This window comes from Amycolatopsis sp. AA4 (assembly GCF_002796545.1).
Taxonomy (GTDB): Bacteria; Actinomycetota; Actinomycetes; order Mycobacteriales; family Pseudonocardiaceae; genus Amycolatopsis.
On record NZ_CP024894.1, the window covers coordinates 980,917 to 1,001,999 of the forward strand.

The following is a 21,083-nucleotide window of genomic DNA, read 5'->3' on the forward strand; positions in this document are numbered from 1 at the left end:
CGCGCAATCTGTGGACAACTCGGCGTTGCCGCCCCGCCTTGTGGATAACTCAGGCGGCGAACCCGGGCTGCCAGCGTTCCACGATGCCGCGAGCCGGGATCTCGGCGTCGAGCTGGCACAGGATGCCCGTCGAGCCCGCCGTGACCCGGTGGATCATCAGGTACTCCGGCGGCAGGTTCAGCGAGCGGCCGACGTGGAAGTCGTTGCTGCGCGAGTCGCCGACGCGTCCCGCCTGCCGTTGCATCCAGCGGCGCGTGAAGTGGAACGTCGGCTCGGCCAGCGGTTCGGTGAACGGCGCGAGATAGGCGAGCACCTCGTCCGCTTCCAGCGACGAATCTGCCCGCACGAAACGGTTTTCGCGCAACAGCCGCATCAGCTCGTCGGAGTGGCCGTCGAGGGCGAGCCGCGTGATTTCGCCCAGGTGCCGCGGAATTCCGTGCGGAAGCTTCGCGACGCCGCCGAAATCGATCACGCACAGCCTGCCGTCGCTGGTGAGCATGAAGTTGCCGGGGTGCGGGTCGGAGTGCAGCAGGTGCGCCCGCGCCGGCGACGAGTAATGGAACTCCGCGAGCAGCCGCCCGGACAGGTTGCGGGTAGCCGGGTCGCCGTCCGAGATGATCTTGGCCAGCGGGGTTCCGGTGGCCCATTCGCTGACCACGACCTTGGGCGCGCTCGCCACGACGCGCGGGATCAGGAACTCGGGGTCGCCCTCGAACGCCTTCGCGAACGCGCGCTGGTTGTCCGCTTCGGCGAGGTAGTCGAGTTCCTCGTCCATCCGCTCGGCCAACTCCGTGAGCAGCGGCTTCACGTCGGTGCCGGGGATGAATGCCTGGAACAGCCTGCTGAAGCGCTGCAACTGGCGCAGGTCGCTGCGCAGTGCCTCGTCCGCGCCCGGGTACTGGACCTTGACCGCGACCTCGCGACCGTCGTGCCAGGTCGCGCGGTGCACCTGGCCGATGCTCGCCGCGGCGGCGGGCTCGTCGTCGAAGTGCGCGAACCGGCCGACCCACGACCTGCCCAGCTGCTCGGCGAGCACGCGATGGGTCTGGCGGGCAGGCATCGGCGGCGCGGCCGACTGCAGCTTCGTGAGCGCCTCCCGGTACGGCTGCGCCATGTCGTCCGGCACCGCGGCCTCGAACACGCTCAGCGCCTGGCCGAACTTCATCGCGCCGCCCTTGAGCGTGCCCAGCACCTCGAACAGCTGCTCAGCGGCCTTGGCCGAGAGCGTCGCGCTCACCTGCTCAGCGCTCTGCCCGGCCAGCCGCTTGCCCCAGCCGCCCACGGCTCGTCCGGCGATGCCGAGCGGAAGGCTCGCCAGCTTCGCCGTACGGGCAGCGCCGCGGCGCGGCATGGCGGAATCGCGGTCTCCGGTGCGGTCGCGAAAGTCGGTCACTCTGCGATTCTGCCTTGGCGAGCACGACGCCCGCAGCCCGCTGACGGCACCCAGGTGTGTCCTACGTCTCTTGCAGTACCTCCTTGGGTGCCTCGTCCGGAGCTTCTTCGACGGGCACTGGCGCTCCGCAGCCGCAGTCCGGGTGCGGCTCCCAGCGCCGGCGGTGCACCTTTCCGTCGAAGTTGTCGATCTCGAGCGCGGCGTTCCAGGTCGGCGGCGGGGTTTCGCTCGGCGAGAGCAGCCGCATCGCCTGCGCGACGGCGAGCGAGGCGCACGCGTGCACCGCCCCGAGATCGGCCCGCGGAATCCGGCCTACCAGCTGAGTCGCGATCCTCGGCCAGGACAGATCCGCGTCGGTCCGGTGGAGGTCACAGCACCGGAGGCAGGCGCTGCGGCCAGGCACCACGAGCGGCCCGACGATGCCCGTGCCCTCGCACACCCGGACCGGCAGGTGCGAGGTGGCCGAATCGACGAGTTCAGCCACCTCTTCCGGCGGCGGGACGAGCGTGTCGGTGAGCAGCACGAGGTCCGGGAGGCGGCGCTGGTTGCGGGCGGTGATGACGTCCGGTGCGACTCGGGCGACGACGGACCGGATCGCCCGCTGCCGGGGTTGCCCCAGCTCAGCGGGGGTGAAGCCGGAACCGAGGTCGGCTTCGGTGACCCGGCCGGACGCTCGGACGTCGAGGTGCCCGACTCCGGACGTCGCGAGCAGCGCGGCGACTGCCACGGCGATCCGTCCGCTGCCGTGGACCGCGATCAGGCTCTGCCCGCGACGGTCTGTGAGCGCCGGCTGGTAGTGCCGAGCCCGCAGTGACCACAGGCCGGTCTCGACCCGTTTCGCGTTCTTCTTCGCCGCTTCGGTGACCAGGCCGAGCGCGGAGAGTTGTTTCAGCAGCAGATGGAACTGGTCCCGGTGTTCGCCTACAGCGAGCAGGACGTCCTCGAGCGCGCGCCGTCCGTCGAGCCTGCGCACGCTGTCGACGATCGCCGGGGGCAAGCCGTTGGCGATGATGCCGTGACGGGGGTCGAGGCCGAACTGGATCTCGTCGCCGTCGCGTTCGAGCACGTGGATGCCCGGAAGCAACGTCGGATACGCCGGGAGGAGCACGTCCGGCGGCGGAACACTGGACAGGGTCATGCGGTCAGCTTGGCAGCTCCGCAATGCCACTCGCGGGTGAGAAGCCGAGTTGTCCACAGGGAAATCTTGTTGTGGACAAGTCAGGGCTGTGACCTTTCGGCGCTCCAAGTTGTCGGTGCTGAGCCTTACCGTTGTCGAGTGGTCGAAGCACGGATGCCCTCCCTGAGAGGCAGGGGCGAGAAAGCCCCGTCGGACACTTCTCAACACAAGGTCGAGGTGCGGCGCAGCCAGCGCAGGCACCGGACGGTCACCGCGTACTGGAACGACGACACCTTGGTCGTCCAGATCCCGGCACGGATGACGCGCGAGGAAGAGAAACACTGGGTCGCGGAGATGGAGCGCAGGCTGCTGCGCCCGGGAGGACGGAAGACGGCGCCGCCGAGGGCGTCGGACGCGGCGTTGCTGGCGCGCTGCGCCCTGCTCGGGGCGAAATACCTGGAGGGCAAGGCGCTGCCGTCCAGCGTGCGGTGGGTGCCGCCGATGCGGACCAGGTGGGCGTCCTGCACGCCGGTGGACGCGACCATCCGGGTCAGCGAGCGGCTTCAGCGGGTGCCGCAATGGGTGCTGGACTACGTGCTGGTCCACGAACTGGCGCACCTGAGGGAGCCGGGGCACGACGCGGCGTTCTGGGCGTTGGTGAACCGGTATCCGAAGACGGAACGCGCGATGGGGTATCTGGAGGGGCTTTCGGCGGCTGCGGGGTGGGGGATTTCGGAGGAGGACTGAGTCGGTGGCTGGGCCTGGGTGGGTCGGCGGATGGCTGTGCTGCGGCTGTGGAGGGGGCGGAGGAGGGCTGGCGAGCGGCGGATCTCGGAGGAGCGCGGGGTGACTGGGTGTGCTGCGGTGCGAATCCCGCGCGCAAGCTGCTGCTCAGCTCAACCTGGCGTGATGGCTCGCGGTCGGTTGGCGATGGTGGGTGACTGGGGTGTCTGACCGGGTTGGCTGGCGGGGCGAAGCCAGCGGCTCGAACGGCGGTGGAGCGGTCGCGCGGGAAGGCTCGGCGCGGCGGATTTCCCGGCTGTGCTTAAGGCTGGTGCGCCCGGCGGCGGTAGCAGCGATGAGAGAGGTGGGGATTTCTAGCGGAGCGGAGTGGTCTCGTGAGGCTGGGGTGCTCAGCGGTACCGAGATGAGAGGTGGGGACTACCTGCGGAGCCGTGTCCGTGGGCGGGAGTGCGAGCTGAAAACGCCGCGCGGACCGTCTCAACCAGGTGAGGCGGTCCGCGCGGCGGGTGTCAAGCGGTAGCGCAGCCAGGGCCTAAGGCGACCCAGCCGACCAGCGGCGTCAGGAAGGCGAGTCGCCCCCGTCGTCCTTCTTCCCCTCGTCCTTCGGGGTCTCGCCGCTCTTGTCGTCGGCGTCCTGGGCCTCGCGGGCCTCCCGCTCGGCCTTCTCCGTGCGTTCCAGTTCCGCCATCGGGTCCAGGTCCGCGTCGAGAGCCGTCGGTTCCGCCAGGCGGTCGGCGAAGTCCAGGGGTTCGTCCAGGTCCTCGGCCGTCGGCATGAGGTCGGGGTGTGACCAGAGGCCGTCGCGCTTTTCGAGGCCGTGGCGGTCTCCGACGAGTTTCCACAGCGACGACGCGGCGCGCATCCGGCGCGGGCGCAGTTCCAAGCCGACCAGGGTCGCGAACGTTTGCTCGGCCGGGCCGCCGGTCGCGCGGCGGCGGCGGAGCGTTTCGCGCAGGGCGTCGGCACCGGGGAGACGGTCGCCGATCGCCTCGGCCACCACTACGTCCACCCAGCCTTCCACCAGCGCCAGCAGGGTTTCCAGGCGCTTCAGGGCCGCCTGCTGCTCGGGCGTGGTCTGCGGTTCCAGCAGGCCGGACGACATCGCTTCCTCGATGCTCGCCGGGTTCGCCGGGTCGATGCTTCCGGCCAGGGACTCCAGCGCGGACGTATCCACCGTGATCCCGCGGGCGAACTCCTCGACCGTCGCCAGCAGGCGCTGCCGCAGCCACGGCACGTGTGCGAACAGCCGCTGGTGCGCGGCCTCGCGCGCGGCCAGGAACACCAGCACCTCGCTGGCCGGCAGCTCCAGGCCCTCGGTGAACTTCTCGATGTTCGCCGGCAGCAGCGCCGACGTCGTGGCCGGGCCGAGCGGCAGGCCGACCTCGGTCGAGGTGAGCACCTCCTGCGCGAGCTGCGCCAGCGCGTTGCCGAGCTGGGAGCCGAACGCCATTCCGCCCATCTGGCCCATCATCGACAGCAACGGGCCCGCCGCCTGCTTGGCTTCCTCGGGCAGCGCCTGCATCCACGCGCCGGACACCTGCTGCGCCACCGGATCGCACAGCCGCTGCCAGGTCGGCAGCGTCTTCTCGACCCAGGTGCGCGCCGACCAGGACACCGTCGAGGTCGCGCCCGCGGGGAGGATCGTCGCCGCGTCGAGCCACAGTTCCGCCAGGTGCGCGGCGTCGCGGACCGCGGTCGCGGAGTCGCCGCCGCTGTCCGACGTGAAGCCGATCTTGGCGTCGTCCCGCCCGCTCAGGTTCTGGAGTGCGATCTGCTTCGCCAGGTCGTAGTTGACCGGCCCGCTCGACGAGCCCGCCTGGCTGAGCATCTGGCCCAGCTGGCTCAGCATCTGCCCGAGCTGGTTGAACGCCTCGGCTCCGCCGGGCTGGCCCGGGTTCGAGGGGTCGTTGTCGCCTCGCTTGTCGGGATCGGGCGGTCCGAAGCCGAACGGGGGATTGCTCATAGCTCCACCGTACGCGGGTACGACCCGGCTCAGCGCGTCAACCGTGGCCTTCACCGGGAAGCGAACACAGTCACCGTACGCTGTCGCTCGTGACAAAACCGGACGAGGACACCGCGAACCAGTCCCGCCGCGCCGAGCCGTCGCGCGCGCCGGCCCGCAGCGACCGGCGGCTCACCCGCCGCGGATGGACGATGCTGGTCAGCGGCGTGCTGTTCCTGGTGTTCGTCGTGGCCGGGTTCCTGGTCCAGGTCCCGTACGTCGCGATCAGCCCCGGGCCCACCTACGACACCCTCGGCCGCGACGCCGCGGGCAACCCGGTGATCCAGGTCAAGGGCCAGCAGACCTACGGCACCAGCGGCGAACTGCGGATGACCACCGTCTCGCTCAACGACGGCATCAACCTCTTCACCGCGCTCGGGCTCTGGGCCAGCGGCCGCTACGCGCTCGCGCCGCGCGAGGAGTACTACAAGCCCGGCGAGACGAACGAGCAGGTCAAGCAGGAGAACATCCAGCAGCTGCAGAACTCGCAGAGCAACGCCCAGGTCGCCGCGCTGCGCCACCTCGGCTACCCGGTGCAGGTCGTCGCGAAGCAGATCGTGTCCGGCAGCCCGGCCGACCACATCCTCGCGCCCGGCGACAAGCTCATCTCGGTCAACGGCAAGCAGGTGCGCGAGGCGGGCGAGGTGGCCGCCTCGATCGCCAACACCAAGCCGGGCGACACCGTCCAGGTCACCTTCCAGCACCTCGGCCAGCCGGAACGCACCGTGCCGGTCACGCTCGCCCAGCGCGACGACCGCACCCAGGGCTTCCTCGGCCTGACCGCGGTCGACCGCGCGGTCGCGCCGTTCTCCGTCGACATCTCGCTGCAGGACGTCGGCGGCCCGTCGGCCGGGCTGATGTTCACCCTCGCGATCATCGACCGGCTCACCCCGCCCGGGAAACCGGGCAGCGACCTCGCGGGCGGCAGGCACATCGCGGGCACCGGCGAGATCAGCGAGACCGGCCAGGTCGGGCCGATCGGCGGGATCTCGTTCAAGGTCGTCGGCGCGAAGGAAGCGGGCGCGACCGACTTCCTCGTCCCGGAGCACAACTGCGCCGAGGCCAAATCGGCCGCGCCGGAAGGGCTCAACCTGATCAAGGTCTCCAACCTGGACGACGCGCTCAAGCAGCTGGACAACCTGAAGGCCGGTCGCCCGACGGCGCACTGCTGACCAGCGCTCAAAGAAAGTCCGTGAAGGGCTCCTTGAGGGAATCAGATTCCCTCAAGGAGCCCTTCACGGACGTAACGGACGTAACGCGGCAGCTGATGCGTCAGGGCTGCAGGGTCGTCTTCAGCGCTTCCACCAGATTCGGCGCGAGATCCGGGCTTTCCACCAGTTCGTCGACCGCGGTCTCGTCCTCGTCGCCCGGCTGGACGCCGCGCAGCCGCATCACGCAGGCCGCGTCGCCCTGGCGCAGGACGGCGGCCACCAGGCGGGCCTCGGTGCGGCGCGGGTGGTCCGCGGCGGCGCGGCGCAGGCTTTCGGCGTCCGCCTCGGCGATTCCTTCGAGTTCCGCCTCCACGTCCGGGGGCAGCACGATGATCTCCTGCGCCAGCGCGCAGCCGACCACGATTTCCGGCCACGCGATCCGGCCGAGCGATTCGGCGAGATCGCCGTCCGGCAGCGCCTCCTGGGCCACCGGCGTCAGCGGGTTCGCCCGGTCCAGCTGACCGGCCAGTTCGGGCTGCTCGTCCAGCAGCGCCGCGGTCGGCACCAGCGCGAACAACTGCGGCGGCTGGTTCCAGCCCGCGGCGGCGACGAACTCTTCGACTTCCCGGGCCAGCCCGGCGACAGGGTGGGCGGCAGACGGCTCACTCGGTGGCATGGCGACCATCGTGTCAGGCGTCCCCGCGCCGCGCCGCGCGCGCCCGGTTTGGGCGGTCCCGGGAACTCGCGGCACCATCCGTAGAGTTAGAGGTCACGGGGACACAGCTGTCCCCGGCGAACGTGTTCACGAAGACAGGAGCATTGCCGTGGCGACTCGGCCCCCGGTGAGCCTGAAGCTGTCCCGGCGCAGCCGGATCCTTCTCATCATCGCCGCGGTGATCGTGCTGGCCCTGCTGGCCGGCGTCCGGTTGCTCGACACCTACGTGGACTGGCTGTGGTTCGGCGAACTGCAGGCGCGTTCGGTGTTCACCACGCAGCTGGTCACCCGGATCGTGCTCTTCTTCGCGGTCGGGCTGCTGGTCGGCGGCGCGCTCGCGGTCAGCCTGCTGATCGCCTACCGCACGCGCCCGGTGTTCGTGCCGGTGTCCGGCCGCGACGATCCGCTGTCGCGCTACCGCTCGGTGATCGTCAGCCGGATCCGGCTGTTCGGCATCGGCATTCCGGTGCTCACCGGCGTCATCGCCGGAGCCTCGGCGAGCGGGGACTGGCAGACGATCCAGCTCTTCCTCAACGGCACCTCATTCGGGCAGAAGGATCCCGAGTTCGGCATCGACCTCGGCTTCTACGCGTTCTCCCTGCCGTTCGTGAACTGGCTGCTCGGCTGGCTGTTCGTCACCGTCGTCGTCTCGTTCTTCGGCGCGCTGATCGCGCACTACGTCTTCGGCGGCATCCGGCTCGCCGGCCGCGGCGGCCAGCTGGCCGGCCCGACGCGCGCGCAGCTCGCGATCACCGTCGGGATCTTCGTGCTGCTGAAGGCGGTCGAGTACTTCTTCGACCGGTACAACCTGCTGCTGTCCGACCGGAACATGCCGCTGTTCAACGGCGCCACCTACACCGACCTCAACGCGGTGCTCCCGGCGAAGCTGATCCTGCTGTGCATTTCGGTGATCTGCGCGATCGCCTTCTTCGCCGGCGCGTTCCTGCGGAATCTGCAGCTGCCGGCGATCTCGCTCGTCCTGCTGATCCTCTCCGGCGTGCTGGTCGGCGTCGCCTGGCCGGCGATCCTCGACCAGTTCTCGGTCAAGCCGAACGCCAACGAGAAGGAAGCGACGTCGATCCAGCGCAACATGGACGCGACGCGCGCGGCGTACGGCCTCACCAACGTGAAATACGAGCAGTACCCGGGCAAAACCGAAACGACGGCGGACGCGGTGAAGGCCGACACCGGCACGGTGTCCAACATCCGGCTGCTCGACCCGAACATCCTCAGCGACACCTTCACCCAGCGCGTCGGCCGCGAGAACTTCTACGGCTTCCCGACCAAGCTGGACATCGACCGGTACACCATCGGCGGCACCACGCAGGACTACATCGTGGCCGCCAAGGAAATGAAGACCGACGGGCTCACCGGGAACCAGAACAACTGGATCAACAAGCACATGGTCTACACGCACGGCAACGGCTTCGTGGCCGCGCCGGCGAACACGATCGACCGTGCGGTGAAGGACTCCAACTCCGACGGCGGCTACCCGATCGCCACCACGAGCGACACCACCACGCCCGCCGGCGCGGGCTCGGTCAACGGCCAGCCGGGGATCAAGGTCGACCAGCCGCGGATCTACTACGGCGAGCTGACCAACCAGTCCGACTACGCGATCGTCGGCGGCACGCCGGGCAAGGCCCCCGGCGAGTACGACACCGACACCCAGCGCGGCTATCTCTACCAGGGCAAGGGCGGCGTCTCGCTCGACAACTGGTTCAACCGCCTGATGTTCGCCGCCGAATACCGCGAACCGAAGATCCTCTTCTCCGACGCCATCGGCGACGGCTCGAAGATCATGTACAACCGCGAACCGCGCGACCGCGTCGCGAAGGTCGCCCCGTGGCTCACCCTCGACGGCGACCCGTACCCCGCGGTGGTCCACGGCCGCATCCAGTGGATCGTCGACGGCTACACCACGCTCGACAACTACCCGTACGCCCAGCAGACGCAGCTCGGCGAAGCGACCAACGACTCGCTCAACGGCGTCACCAAACAGGCGAACAACTCGATCAACTACATCCGCAACTCGGTGAAGGCGACCGTCGACGCGTTCGACGGCACCGTCAACCTGTACTCGATCGACGACAACGAACCCGTCCTCAAGGCGTGGGAGAACGTCTTCCCGGGCATCGTGAAGCCCAGCTCGGAGATTTCGCCGGAACTGCGCTCGCACTTCCGCTACCCCGAGGACCTGTTCAAGATCCAGCGCGAACTGCTCGCCCGCTACCACGTGGAGAGCCCGCAGGAGTTCTACGCGCAGCAGGCGTTCTGGAGCGTTCCGCAGGACCCGACCGAGGACGGCAGCTCCACCACCGCCGGCTCGAACGTCGCCAACCAGCCCGGGTACTACGTCCTCGCCAACGCGGCCGGCGAAGGCAGGCCGACGTTCCAGCTGACCAGTGCGCTCACCGGTCTGCAACGGCAATACCTTTCCGCCTGGATGTCCATCTCGTCCGATCCGGAGGACTACGGGACCATCCGCGTCCTGCGCCTGCCACCGGCCAGCGGAGCCAACCAGGTCGACGGACCCGTGCAGGTGCAAAACCGGTTCCAGAGCGACCCCCGCGTCGCCCAAGACCGGACCCTGCTCAACAACCCCAACGTCATCCCCATCTACGGCAACCTGATCACGCTGCCGGTCGCGGACGGATTCCTCTACGTCGAACCCGTCTACATCCGCCAGCGAAACCAGCTGAGCTACCCGCAGCTGGCGCGCGTGCTCGTCTCCTACGGAGCCAAGATCGGCTTCGCGTCCACCCTCAACGAAGCGCTCGACCAAGTCTTCGGCAAGGGCACCGGCGCGGCCGCCACCACCCCGAAGGAAGGCGACCCCGGCACCACGACGACCACCCCGCCGACCTCCAGCACCGCCGCGCCGCCGCCCAGCACCGGCGGCAGCAACCCGGCCATGGACAAGGCGGTCGCCGACATCCAAGCCGCGCTCGCCAAGCTCAAGGCGGCACAGCAAGCCGGCAACTTCGCCGACCAAGGCGCGGCGCTCTCCGCGCTCGACGCGGCGACAAAGGAGTACAACGCCGCCAAACCCACGACGCCGCCGCCGACCAACGGCCCGACGTCCCAGCCCGGCGGGTGACGTCGGTTACGTAATAGGCACCTGCTTTGCGCCTCCGGGAAACCCAGGCGTAAGGTAGGTCCTACGACGCGGGGTGGAGCAGCTCGGTAGCTCGCTGGGCTCATAACCCAGAGGTCGCAGGTTCAAATCCTGTCCCCGCTACAGAGATGGGAGACCCATCCTCGCACAAAGCGCGAGGGTGGGTCTCTTTCGTTGTTGCCCTGGGGGTCGAACCCCCAGACCCCCGCCAGGGGGCCAGCCCCCTGGACCCCCGCGTGGGGTCGCGTTGGCGGGTGAGGTCGCGTTCGTTTGCCGGGGCGGATCCTGGGAAAAGCCAACGGTTGCCGGAAGAAGTACCACGAGTTTCGTCGTCGCCTTGGGTGGAATATTCCAGTGCTCCCAAGGATTTCTGACTCTCTACACGAGACGGTCGGAGAGGTCTAAACCTGTCGAGGCTCGCGTTCGAAGGGCTTTTGCCCTCTGGGCGGGGTTCGGTGTGCGGGAGCTGGGGGCTGCTTCTTCTGACGGGCGTCATGGTCCGGGGGGGCGGGGGTGTTTTTGCTGGTGACGGGGTTTTGTGGGGGTGGTGTGGGGAGGGGAATTGGGGGGTGTAGGGTTGTGTTTACAACGACGCGGGGTGGAGCAGCTCGGTAGCTCGCTGGGCTCATAACCCAGAGGTCGCAGGTTCAAATCCTGTCCCCGCTACTCGAAGAAAAGGCCGGGGCTCGTGCGGATGCACGGGCCCCGGCCTTTTTCGTGCGCCATTTGGCCGTCGCTCGGGTGGTGGTTGCGGCGCGGTGATCGTTTCGGCGGTGGTTGCGGAGCGTGGCAGAGTCTATTGTGGACATACCTGCGGACTGGGCTGTTAGAGGGGTTGCCGCTGGCCACAATGGACTGATTCGTGACCACTGTGGACACAGCGGCGGATAAGTGGGACCGTAGAGGGGTGTCCGAATTGAATGCAACCGCCGCCGCCCTGCTCGGTCTGCTCCACGACGGCCCCGCCACCGGCGGGCAGCTCGTCTCGGGCGCCGACGAGCGCTTCGGCGCCTTCTTCAGTGTCACCCGCAGCCAGGTCTACCGCGAGCTCCCGGCGCTCTCGAAAGAGGGTCTCGTCCGGCTCGGCAAGCAAGGACCCCGTTCGAGCCAGCAGTACGTGCTCACCGCGGCAGGCAAGAAGGCCTTCAAGACGTGGCTCACGTCCGAGGCCGGACCCGACCACCTCCGCAGCCCGCTCATCCTGCGGCTCGTGCACGCCGGCTCCCTGACGGCCAAACAGCGCAGTGCCCTGCTCGACAGCGCCCGCACCACCTATCAGGCGCAGCTCGAAGAGGCAAAGAACGCCGCCAAGACCGCCGACGGCCCCTACGCCAAGGCAGTCGCCGAGTTCGCCCAGGCGCAGGCCAAGGCCGCCCTGAAGCTGCTCGACTCGATCCCGCAGGCCTGAGCGCCGCCCCGGCCCCACGACCGGTTCGCGACCGGTCGTGGGTTTTGCCGTAACCTTGTCCGACGTGAGCGATGAGTTCGATGCGGCACTGAAGGACCTGACCGGCAAGCTGACGCAGATCGAGTCGGTGATGGACCTCGAAGCGCTGCGCGCGCAGGTCGCCGAGCTCGAGGAGCAGGCGTCCAGCCCGACCCTCTGGGACAACGTCGAGGAAGCCCAGAAGGTCACCAGCCAGCTGTCCCACCGGCAGGCCGAGCTGCGCCGTGTCTCCGAACTGCGCCAGCGCCTCGACGACCTCGGCGTCCTCTACGAGCTCGCCGCCGACGAGGGCGACAGCGGCAGCATGACCGAGGCCGAAGGCGACCTCGCCGACCTCGCCAAGGACATCGACGCGCTCGAAGTCCGCACCCTGCTCTCCGGCGAATACGACGACCGCAACGCCGTCGTCAACATCCGCTCCGAAGCGGGCGGCGTCGACGCGGCCGACTTCGCCGAGATGCTGCTCCGCATGTACCTGCGCTGGGCCGAGCGCCACGGCTACCCGACGGACGTCTTCGACATCTCCTACGCGGAAGAAGCGGGCATCAAGTCCGCCACCTTCAAGGTGACCGCCCCGTACGTGTACGGCACCCTTTCGGTCGAACAGGGCACCCACCGCCTCGTGCGGATCTCGCCGTTCGACAACCAGAGCCGCAGGCAGACGTCCTTCGCGCACGTCGAGGTCCTGCCCGAGGTCGAGGAAGTCGACCACGTCGACATCCCGGAAAAGGACATCCGCGTCGACGTGTACCGCTCGTCCGGCCCCGGCGGGCAGAGCGTCAACACGACCGACTCCGCGGTCCGCCTCACCCACATCCCGACCGGCATCGTCGTCTCCTGCCAGAACGAGAAATCGCAGCTGCAGAACAAGGCGGCCGCGATGAAGGTCCTCCAGGCGCGGCTCCTGCAGCGCAAAAAGGAGGAGGAACGGGCCGAAATGGACGCGCTCAAGGACGGCGGCTCCAGCTGGGGCAACCAGATGCGCTCCTACGTGCTGCACCCGTACCAGATGGTGAAGGACCTGCGCACCGAATTCGAGGTCGGCAACCCCACCGCGGTCCTCGACGGCGACATCGACGGCTTCCTCGAGGCCGGGATCCGCTGGCGCAAGCAGGCCAACGCGGCCTGACCCCGTCGAGCAGCGCGGCGACGAGGCGCGCGTCACCCAAGGCACCGGCAACCCGGGCTTAACGGGGCCCATGGGTAGTATGCCGAACCGTGATCCGGCTCGAAGAGGTTTCCAAGGTCTACAAGACCTCGACCCGTCCCGCCCTCGAAAGGGTGTCGGTCGAGATCGACAAGGGTGAGTTCGTCTTCCTCATCGGCCCGTCCGGTTCCGGGAAGTCGACCTTCCTGCGGCTGCTGCTGCGGGAAGAGGTGCCCTCCAAGGGACGGGTCATGGTGTCGAACTTCGACGTCGCCAAACTCGCCCGGCGCAGGGTCCCCCGCCTGCGCCAGACCATCGGCTGCGTGTTCCAGGACTTCCGGCTGCTGGCCAACAAAACCGTCGCGGAAAACGTCGCGTTCGCCCTCGAGGTCATCGGGAAACCGCGGCCCACGATCCGCAAGGTCGTGCCCGAGGTGCTCGAACTCGTCGGCCTCGACGGCAAGGCCGACCGGCTGCCCAACGAGCTGTCCGGCGGCGAGCAGCAGCGCGTCGCGATCGCCCGCGCGTTCGTGAACCGCCCGCTCGTGCTGCTGGCCGACGAGCCCACCGGGAACCTCGACCCGGACACGAGCCAGGACATCATGCTGCTGCTGGAGCGGATCAACCGCACCGGAACCACCGTGCTGATGGCCACGCACGACCATTCCATCGTGGACTCGATGCGGCGGCGGGTCGTCGAGCTGCAGCTCGGTCGCGTGATCCGCGACGACGCCCGGGGCGTCTACGGCATCGGCCGCTGACGCCCACCGCCCCCGCCCTTTCCCGCCCCGAACCAAGGAAACACGAGAGCGATGCGTGCCAGTTTCGTCTTCAGCGAGGTCGTCACCGGTTTGCGCCGGAACGTCACGATGACCATCGCGATGATCCTCACCACCGCGGTCTCGCTCGCCATGCTCGGCGGCGGTCTGCTCGCCGTGCGCACGATCGACAAGATGAAGGCGAACTTCCTCGCCGAAGTCGAAGTTTCGGTCGCGCTGGTCGACGACGTGAGCGCGAACGACAAGAACTGCACGCAGGCGCTCTGCAACGGGCTCCGCCAGTCGCTGCAGAACAACCCCGGCGTCGAATCGGTCGTGTACGAGAACCGCGACCAGGCCTACGACCGGTTCAAGAAGATCTTCGCGAGCCAGCCCGAACTGCTCGAGCTGACCGGCCCCGAGGCGCTGCCCGCGTCGCTGCAGGTGAAGCTGAAGGACCCGGACCGGTCCGACGCGATCATCAAGCAGTACACCGGCCAGCCCGGCGTCAAGAAGGTCGACGACCAGAAGAAGTTCCTCGACCGCGTGTTCAACGTCTTCAACGGGGTCCGGAACATCGCGTTCGTGATGGCGCTCATCATGGCCGTCGCCGCGCTCCTGCTGATCGCGAACACCATTCAGGTCTCGGCGTTCACGAGGCGGACGGAAGTCGGCATCATGCGCCTGGTGGGCGCGACGCGCTGGTATACCCAGCTGCCGTTCCTCCTGGAGGCGGTGGTCGCCGGCACGGTCGGCGCCGTGCTCGGGGTGGTGTTCCTGCTTCTGACGAAGCTGTCCTTCCTCGACACGGTCTTCACCGGCGAAGTGTTCCCGCAGATCACGACGCTCGAGGTGCTGTTCCCGGTCGCGCCGATCCTGCTGGCGGTGTCGATCGTGATCTCGGCGATCACCGGGTACGTCACGCTGCGCCTGTACGTGCGGCACTAGCGGAGAGAAATCCGCTGCTCGCCGTCGGACACATCACGTAAAGTGGTCGGTATGCCCAAGGAACGTGGACAGAAGGTCATCGCGTCGAACCGCAAGGCTCGGCACGACTACTCCATCCTGGACACCTATGAGGCCGGGATGGTGCTGCAGGGCACGGAGGTCAAGAGCCTCCGGGCAGGCAAGGCCTCCCTTGTGGACGCGTTCGCGACGGTGGACGACGGCGAGGTGTGGCTGCGCAACGTCCACATCCCCGAGTACACCCAGGGCACCTGGACCAACCACATGCCGCGGCGCACGCGGAAGCTGCTGCTGCACCGGCGCGAGATCGAACGGCTCATCGGCAAGACCAAGGAAAGCGGTCTGTCGCTGGTGCCGCTGTCGATGTACTTCAAGGACGGCAAGGTCAAGGTCGAGATCGCGCTGGCCAAGGGCAAGAAGGCCTACGACAAGCGGCAGACGCTGGCCAAACGCGACGCGCAGAAGGACATCAGCCGCGCGATGGGGCGGGCGCTGAAAGGCCGGTTCACGGAGTGACGGCGGGTCCGGCCACCGACGCCGACGTCCCGGGCTGGATCGCCGGGCTCGGCCTCGACGGGATCGTCGACCTGCACGTCCACTTCCTGCCGAAATCCGTGCTGGACAAGGTGTGGGCCTACTTCGATCATGCCGAGAAGCACTACGGCACGCCGTGGCCGATCCACTACCGCACGCCGGAGGCGGAGCGGATCGAAACGCTGCGCGCGCTGGGCGTGAAAACCTTCGCGCCGCTGGTGTACCCGCACAAGCCGGGCATGGCGGAATGGCTCACGTCGTGGGTGCTGGACTTCGCCGAGCAGGTGCCGGAAGCGGTGCCCACCGGCACGTTCTATCCCGAGCCGGGTGCGGCGTCCTCAGTGGACAGTGCGTTGCGCGCGGGAGCCCGGTGTTTCAAAGCGCACGTGCAGGTCGGGGCGTACGACCCGCGGGACGAGCTGCTCGACGCGGTCTGGGGTTCGCTGGCCGAGGCGGGCGCGCCGGTGGTGATCCACTGTGGACACGGCCCGTTGCGCGGCGACTTCACCGGGCTCGAGGTGTTCGAGGAAGTCCTGCGGCGGCATCCGCGGCTCACCGCCGTCCTCGCGCACGCCGCGATGCCCCAGTTCACCACCGCCTTCGAGCTGATGGCCCGCTACCCGCGCGTGCATCTCGACACCACCATGGTCGGCGTGCCGTTCGCGGAGGCGATGTCGCCGCTGCCGCCGGACTGGACGGTCCGGTTGGCGGAGGTGGCCGACCGCGTGGTGCTGGGCACCGATTTCCCCAACATCCCCTACTCCTACGCGACACAGCTGCAGGCGATCGCCGGCTGGGCAGCCGACGATCGCCTCGGCGAGCCGTTCCTGCGGGCGGTGCTGCACGACACGCCCGCGAAGCTGCTCAGCGTTTGACCGGCACGAGGGCCCGGCTCGGCGCCACCTGGCGTCCGGCCAGCGCGTATCCGGCCGCGACCAGTGCCACCCAGGGCAGCGGACCGGTCAGCAGGTTGTCGTTCAGCGGCGCGAAGCCGTGCGCGGCCAGGCCGAGCAGCCCGCCGGAGGCGAGCAGGCCCGCCAGCACCAACTGCGGCGTCCGGGCGGTCACGACCAGGCCGTCCGGCTGCGTTTCGAAGCGCTCGAACAGCCGCAGCAGGCCGAGCAGGACCGCACCGCACACGGCGATCCAGGCAGGCACCATCAGGAACCACATCGACGAACCCGGGGCCGGCGTCGAGTAGCCGAGGCCGAGGACGGTCACGCCGGAAACCACGACCAGCGCCGGCATGTGCCAGAGGTAGATCGACATGAACCGCGGGCTGAGCCAGCTGAGCGCGGCGGTGACGCGGGGGAGCGAGACGAGCTTCTCGCGGAAGGCCAGCAGGAAACCGATCTGCCCGAGCGCCAGGAACAGCAGCAGGACGGTGGGCGGGCTCATGTTGGACACCGGCGCTCCCGGCATGCCGATCATGCTCGCCGGGTACGGGCCGAACGCGACCAGCAGCGCGGTCACCCCGAAACCGGCGGCGGACACCGCGAGCGCGGCGCGGCGGGTGAGCGAGCCGAGACGGCCTTCGACGTAGTGGAAACCGAGCTGGTGCACGGCGACCCAGACGATGACGGCGTTGGCGTATCCGATCAGGCCGAGGTCGGAAAACCTTGCTACGTCAACGAGAACGCCGAGTCCGGCCAGCACCGCCGGCACCGCGAGACCCCAGCGTCGGTGGGCGGCGACCATCAGCGGCGTGAGCAGCACGGTGAGCAGGTAAACCGAGAGGAACCACAGCAGTTGCGCGGCGATCGCGCTGGCCACCTGAACTGGCTGCGGGGGAATTCCCATGCCCTGCAATAGGTTCGGCACCACGAGCCAGACCGCCATCAGCGGCAGCACGGGGACGAGCAGCCGGCGGACGCGTCCGGCGAACCACGCGCGGGTGGATTCGGCGCGGCGCAGGGAGATCAGGTTTGCCGCGCCGCCAGCGAAAAAGATCAACGGCATGACCTGCGAGGCCCACGTGAAAAGCCACCAGCCGGGCGTCGCGAGGGCGTTGCCGGTGGCGAGAGTGTTGCCGGAGAAGGAAAGCACCGGCATCGTCCAGTGCTGCGCGACCACCGCGAGGATCGCTCCGGCACGTACTACGTCGAGAAAGGTGTCCCGGGTCGCCCTGGTGCCGCGTGTCTGCAGCTGGCTCGTCGTCATGCTGAAGAGCCTGTCGGGTTCCGGGGCCGCAGACAGCGGTGTAGACCACCGAAAAGGGGGTCGGGTCAGCAGGAGGCGGAAGGTGGGGTTTGCCCTACCGCGGGTTGTCGTCAGTGGCTATGCCGGTTCTCACCGGCGTAAACGCTCACGAGAGCGTGTCCGGCTCCGGTTCGGACTCGTGCGCCTGCACCCGGTAGGCCCAGCCGTTCTCGGTGAGGCCGAGTTCGTACCGCGTCTCGATTTTCGGGCCGCCGTGCAGGTGAATGTGGCGCACGACGGTGCCCGGCACCGGTTCCTCGTCGGCGAGTTCCTGCACCCGGCCGTCGAGCGGTCCGCCGAAGAAGCGGACGCTGCGGTCGGACATCGGATTCTCCTCGCTCGGTTCGGGCGGCATCCGTCCATGGTAGGCGAGGGACCCGGCGCGGGGCTGCCGTCAGTTCGAGTGAGGGTTTTTAACGGCCCAGGTAGGTCAGCACCGCGCGAACCCGGCGATGTTCTTCGGAACTGGCCTCGAGACCGAGCTTCGAGAAGATGTTGCCGATGTGCTTTTCGACCGCTCCGTGCGACACCACCAGCGAGTTCGCGATGGCGTTGTTGGACAGTCCCTGCGCCATCAGGCCGAGCACCTCGGATTCGCGCGCGGTGAGCGAATCCAGCGGGTTGCGGCGGCCGCGGGCCATCAGCTGGGCGATGACGTCCGGGTCGATGGCGGTGCCGCCGTCCGCGACGCGCCGGACCGCGTCCAGGAACTCGTCCACGTCGGCGACGCGCTCTTTCAGCAGGTAGCCGACGCCGCCGGCACCGCCGGACAGCAGTTCGACGGCGTAGCTCTCCTCGACGTACTGGGACAGGACGAGCACCGGCAGGCCAGCGATCTCCTTGCGGGCCGCCAGCGCCGCGCGCAGGCCCTCGTCGGTGAAGGTCGGCGGCATCCGGACGTCGACAATCGCCAGGTCAGGACGGTGTTCGGTGATCGCGCCGAGCAGATCGTCGCCGTTGTCGACCGCGGCGACCGTCTCGATGCCCTCGTCGGCGAGCAACCGGGTGACCCCCGCCCGAAGCAACACGGCGTCTTCGGCGATCACTACTCGCATCAAAGCCCCCAGGTCCGTGAGTGAAAAGCTCCCGGGGGCTATTCACTCACGGCCGGGTCACCATTGACACGGCAGGTCCGCTCTGATGACCGTCGGCCCGCCGACCGGGCTCACGACGGTGATGACGCCGTCGATGGTCGCCGCTCGGTCGGCCAGCCCGGCGAGCCCGCCGCCGGGGCGAACCTCGGCGCCGCCGTGGCCGTTGTCGGTGATTTCGGTGATGACGTGCGTGTCCGAACGCCACACCTTCACCGTCGCCTCGGTCGCGCCGGAGTGCTTGGCGATGTTGGTGAGGGTCTCGCCGACGATGAAGTACGCGGTGGTCTCGACCGCGGCCGGCGGACGGGGCTCGACGTCGACGTGCACGTCCACCGGGATCGGCGACTTCGCGGCCTGCGCGGACAGGGCCGCGTCGAGACCGCGGTCGCCCAGTACGGCGGGGTAGATGCCGCGGGCGAGGTCGCGCAGCTCGGAAACGGCGAGCTTGGCGTCCGAATGCGCCTCGTCGATCAGCTCGCGCACCGCGTTCGGGTCGTTGTCGAACTTCGACTTCGCCCGGCCGAGGCTCATCGCGACCGCCACGAGCCGCTGCTGAGCGCCGTCGTGCAGGTCACGTTCGATCCGGCGACGCTCGGCCTCGGCGGCGTCGACGCCACGAGCCCGCGACGCCTGCAGGTGTTCCGCTTTCTTTTCGAGCTTCTTCGTGCGGTTCGGGCCGAGCAGCGACAGCGCCAGGTTGCCGTGCAGCCAGCCCAGCCACGGCGTGACCCAGATCGCCATCGGCAGCAGCACGATGGACGCGAGCGCGATCGGCAGCTCGACGATCGCCAGCGGGAACGCGACCATCAGGTACGCCAGGTCCCGCCAGGTCGTCGGGTCGGACAGCCGGGTCAGCCAGCGGCGGGTCATCGGCTGCCCGGCCAGCGGCAGCCGCTCGATCGGCCCGAGCGGGGTGCCGAGCATCCGGCGGGCCCAGCGCCGTTCGAGGTCGCCCGACCAGCGGATGAAGCCGGTGACTGCCAGCAGGATCGGGAAGCCGATCCAGATGATGAGCGTCGCCGTGCCGACGGTCCCGCCGGCCACGATCAGGACGAACTGCAGCAGGCGCAGCACGAACGACGGGATCATGTACCCGATCGTGCGAGCCGGATGCGGACGAGGATGCTCCGGAGGCGGGTCTTGCGCAGTCATCCGGCCACCGTGATCCCGTCGATCTCGTTCCAGGAGCGCTCCATGCGCCGCCGCTGGGCGACCGTCGGCCGCAGGAACGCGGCCGCGAAAGCCGCGTGCAGGGCCGCCAGCCCCTTGGTCAGGGCCACGGCGATCGCGGCGAACAGCACCCCCAGCGCCGCCCACGGCAGCGCGGTCACCGTCGAGTCGACGACGAACCACTGCACATCGTAGCTCGGGAAGGAGTAGACGCCGTCCGGGAGGAAGCGGTAGTAGATGGGCAGCGCGACCAGGCCCAAGCTGACCGCCCATACCGTCACGACCAGCACAAACTCCGCCAAGCCGAGCGGGAAGAGCAGGAAGAGGTACGACAGGTCGCGCCAGGTGGCCGGGTCCTTCAGCCGGGCCAGCCAGCGCTGCTTCTGCCCTGAGGGCGGCAACGGCAGATACGGATCGTCGATGTACACGTCGAGCAGCGCGAACACCCGCCCCCGCTCGACCCTCCCCGCGGTCCGCGCGAACAGCACGAGCAGCGCGAGCAGCGGCACCCCGAGCCACACGATGAGCGTCCCCAGCCCGGCCGACCCCAGCGTCACGATGAAGGCGAACGAGAGGATCCCGAAGGGCAGGTTGAGCAGGAGATACGCCAACGCCCCGCCCAACGGCGGAGTACGGCGCCCAAAACTGCGACCGGCGGGCACGGTGACCATGGCGGGGCTCCCTCACTGCGGAAACTGACCTGCTCAGCATGGCCGGGAGGGCGCCGGGCAACCAGGGGGCGAGCGGGCATCTTCGGGGTGGGGACAGCCCTACCTCCCTGGCCGGCCGCCGGGCGGCCCGGTGCGCTGGCCGGTGCGCGGGCGGATGCCGGAATTATCGGGTTGCCGGGGGCGTTATGATGGGTGAGTTAAGAACACCTGCAAGGGGGTGAACGGTTTCGACTCTGGACGTTGAATCAAGGGAAGCGTGCCGGTGCAGGCGAGAGACCACCGCAAGCGTCATCGCAACCTAATAAGCGCCAAGGCCAATAGCCAGCGCGACTTCGCTCTCGCTGCCTGATCGCAGTAGAGCAAGTCTGTCGGCCCGGGGTCGCCTCCGACCCGGTCGCCGGCATCAGCTAGGAGGCTTACCTCCAGTCCCGGCCACGGGGCCTGGCAGGGAAGCAAACAGTGGCTGGGCTCGTCACTTCAGCTTGTTCGCGTGACTGAAGGGGCCAAGCAGAGACATAGCGGACTGCGCACGGAGAAGCCTTGAGGAGGCGCTAGAGGACCCGGGTTCAATTCCCGGCACCTCCACTCGACTGGTCCCCGGAGAGTCACCTGACTCTCCGGGGACCAGTTGTATTTGGGTCTCACTCGATTCCGTCTTCCGTTCCAAGATCGCAGCTAGGTCGATGCGGTGTCGGCAAGCTGCTATGCGGTGACCTCTGCGCGCCCTACGCTGAGCCAGTTACGGCAAAGGGGTCGTCGAGGTGCGGAACCGGGCCGCCGTGCTCGGCTGGCCCGTGGCGCGTTCCCTGAACAGGTGCCCGAGCTTCCGGGCAGCGGCAACGTTGTCCCCTGCCGCG

General features: G+C 68.8%; 18 protein-coding genes, 2 tRNA genes and 1 other RNA gene. 12 read left to right on the plus strand and 9 right to left on the minus strand.

Translation table 11 applies throughout. The features are described 5' to 3' along the window. Window positions 1-49: 49 nt before the first annotated feature. Entirely contained in the window at window positions 50-1,351 is a 1,302-nt protein-coding gene (locus tag CU254_RS04790; RefSeq protein WP_369871173.1) for an ABC1 kinase family protein, read from the minus strand. Window positions 1,352-1,454: 103 nt separating this feature from the next. Beyond that, window positions 1,455-2,531, minus strand: a complete 1,077-nt coding sequence (locus CU254_RS04795) for a ThiF family adenylyltransferase (RefSeq protein ID WP_037712567.1) — start codon at window positions 2,529-2,531, stop codon at window positions 1,455-1,457. A 216-nt stretch (window positions 2,532-2,747) separates the two neighbouring features. Here CU254_RS04795 and CU254_RS04800 point away from each other — a divergent pair, with 216 nt between their 5' ends. Then, complete coding sequence (locus CU254_RS04800) at window positions 2,748-3,257, plus strand: M48 family metallopeptidase (protein ID WP_037712570.1); 510 nt, start codon at window positions 2,748-2,750, stop codon at window positions 3,255-3,257. A gap of 556 nt (window positions 3,258-3,813) precedes the next feature. On the opposite strand, the gene CU254_RS04805 is transcribed toward CU254_RS04800, so the two are convergent. Continuing rightward, window positions 3,814-5,217, minus strand: coding sequence for a zinc-dependent metalloprotease (locus CU254_RS04805; protein ID WP_037712573.1), 1,404 nt, complete (start codon window positions 5,215-5,217; stop codon window positions 3,814-3,816). 191 nt (window positions 5,218-5,408) lie between these two features. Between CU254_RS04805 and CU254_RS04810 the strand changes: the two genes are divergently transcribed. Further along, window positions 5,409-6,428: a PDZ domain-containing protein gene (locus CU254_RS04810; protein WP_009073281.1), complete on the plus strand. Its 1,020-nt coding sequence runs from the start codon at window positions 5,409-5,411 to the stop codon at window positions 6,426-6,428. 100 nt (window positions 6,429-6,528) lie between these two features. Here the strand turns inward: CU254_RS04810 and CU254_RS04815 are convergent, their stop codons facing one another. Beyond that, window positions 6,529-7,083: a PPA1309 family protein gene (locus CU254_RS04815; RefSeq protein ID WP_037716582.1), complete on the minus strand. Its 555-nt coding sequence runs from the start codon at window positions 7,081-7,083 to the stop codon at window positions 6,529-6,531. A 166-nt stretch (window positions 7,084-7,249) separates the two neighbouring features. Here CU254_RS04815 and CU254_RS04820 point away from each other — a divergent pair, with 166 nt between their 5' ends. The 9 genes from CU254_RS04820 to CU254_RS04860 all read left to right on the plus strand — a co-directional run bounded on the left by CU254_RS04820 (window position 7,250) and on the right by CU254_RS04860 (window position 15,967). Beyond that, a complete protein-coding gene (locus CU254_RS04820; RefSeq protein WP_009073286.1) occupies window positions 7,250-10,222 on the plus strand; it encodes a UPF0182 family protein in 2,973 nt (990 codons plus the stop codon). A gap of 67 nt (window positions 10,223-10,289) precedes the next feature. After that, a tRNA-Met gene (locus CU254_RS04825) sits at window positions 10,290-10,363 on the plus strand. Between the two features lie 469 nt (window positions 10,364-10,832). Further along, a tRNA-Met gene (locus tag CU254_RS04830) sits at window positions 10,833-10,906 on the plus strand. 241 nt (window positions 10,907-11,147) lie between these two features. Beyond that, window positions 11,148-11,648, plus strand: a complete 501-nt coding sequence (locus tag CU254_RS04835) for a PadR family transcriptional regulator (RefSeq protein WP_009073288.1) — start codon at window positions 11,148-11,150, stop codon at window positions 11,646-11,648. Window positions 11,649-11,712: 64 nt separating this feature from the next. Next, window positions 11,713-12,816 (plus strand): peptide chain release factor 2, encoded by a 1,104-nt coding sequence (gene prfB / locus CU254_RS04840; protein WP_037712580.1) that lies wholly within the window; start codon window positions 11,713-11,715, stop codon window positions 12,814-12,816. A gap of 89 nt (window positions 12,817-12,905) precedes the next feature. Then, complete coding sequence (gene ftsE, locus CU254_RS04845; RefSeq protein WP_009073292.1) at window positions 12,906-13,595, plus strand: cell division ATP-binding protein FtsE; 690 nt, start codon at window positions 12,906-12,908, stop codon at window positions 13,593-13,595. A 51-nt stretch (window positions 13,596-13,646) separates the two neighbouring features. Next, complete coding sequence (gene ftsX, locus CU254_RS04850; RefSeq protein ID WP_009073294.1) at window positions 13,647-14,540, plus strand: permease-like cell division protein FtsX; 894 nt, start codon at window positions 13,647-13,649, stop codon at window positions 14,538-14,540. A 51-nt stretch (window positions 14,541-14,591) separates the two neighbouring features. Then, window positions 14,592-15,074: an SsrA-binding protein SmpB gene (gene smpB, locus CU254_RS04855; RefSeq protein WP_009073296.1), complete on the plus strand. Its 483-nt coding sequence runs from the start codon at window positions 14,592-14,594 to the stop codon at window positions 15,072-15,074. Then, window positions 15,071-15,967: an amidohydrolase family protein gene (locus CU254_RS04860; RefSeq protein ID WP_009073297.1), complete on the plus strand. Its 897-nt coding sequence runs from the start codon at window positions 15,071-15,073 to the stop codon at window positions 15,965-15,967. The genes smpB and CU254_RS04860 overlap by 4 nt, the downstream gene beginning before the upstream one ends. Here CU254_RS04860 and CU254_RS04865 read toward each other — a convergent pair. The 5 genes from CU254_RS04865 to CU254_RS04885 all read right to left on the minus strand — a co-directional run bounded on the left by CU254_RS04865 (window position 15,957) and on the right by CU254_RS04885 (window position 20,226). After that, window positions 15,957-17,252 carry an acyltransferase gene (locus CU254_RS04865; RefSeq protein WP_037712582.1) on the minus strand — a complete coding sequence of 432 codons (1,296 nt, stop codon included), beginning with the start codon at window positions 17,250-17,252 and terminating at the stop codon, window positions 15,957-15,959. The genes CU254_RS04860 and CU254_RS04865 overlap by 11 nt on opposite strands. 145 nt (window positions 17,253-17,397) lie before the next feature. Then, window positions 17,398-17,616, minus strand: coding sequence for a hypothetical protein (locus CU254_RS04870; protein ID WP_009073301.1), 219 nt, complete (start codon window positions 17,614-17,616; stop codon window positions 17,398-17,400). A gap of 88 nt (window positions 17,617-17,704) precedes the next feature. Then, on the minus strand, window positions 17,705-18,346 hold the full coding sequence (locus CU254_RS04875; protein WP_009073303.1) for a response regulator transcription factor: 642 nt from the start codon (window positions 18,344-18,346) through the stop codon (window positions 17,705-17,707). Window positions 18,347-18,403: 57 nt separating this feature from the next. Then, window positions 18,404-19,537 (minus strand): sensor histidine kinase, encoded by a 1,134-nt coding sequence (locus CU254_RS04880; RefSeq protein WP_009073305.1) that lies wholly within the window; start codon window positions 19,535-19,537, stop codon window positions 18,404-18,406. Then, the gene (locus CU254_RS04885) at window positions 19,534-20,226 is read right to left on the minus strand and encodes a sensor domain-containing protein (protein WP_009073307.1); all 693 of its coding nucleotides are present in this window, start codon (window positions 20,224-20,226) and stop codon (window positions 19,534-19,536) included. Before CU254_RS04885 ends, CU254_RS04880 begins: the two co-directional genes overlap by 4 nt. Window positions 20,227-20,439: 213 nt before the next feature. On the opposite strand from CU254_RS04885, the gene ssrA reads away from it, so the two are divergent. Further along, window positions 20,440-20,814, plus strand: a transfer-messenger RNA (tmRNA) gene (gene ssrA, locus CU254_RS04890). The last annotated feature ends 269 nt before the right edge of the window (window positions 20,815-21,083 follow it).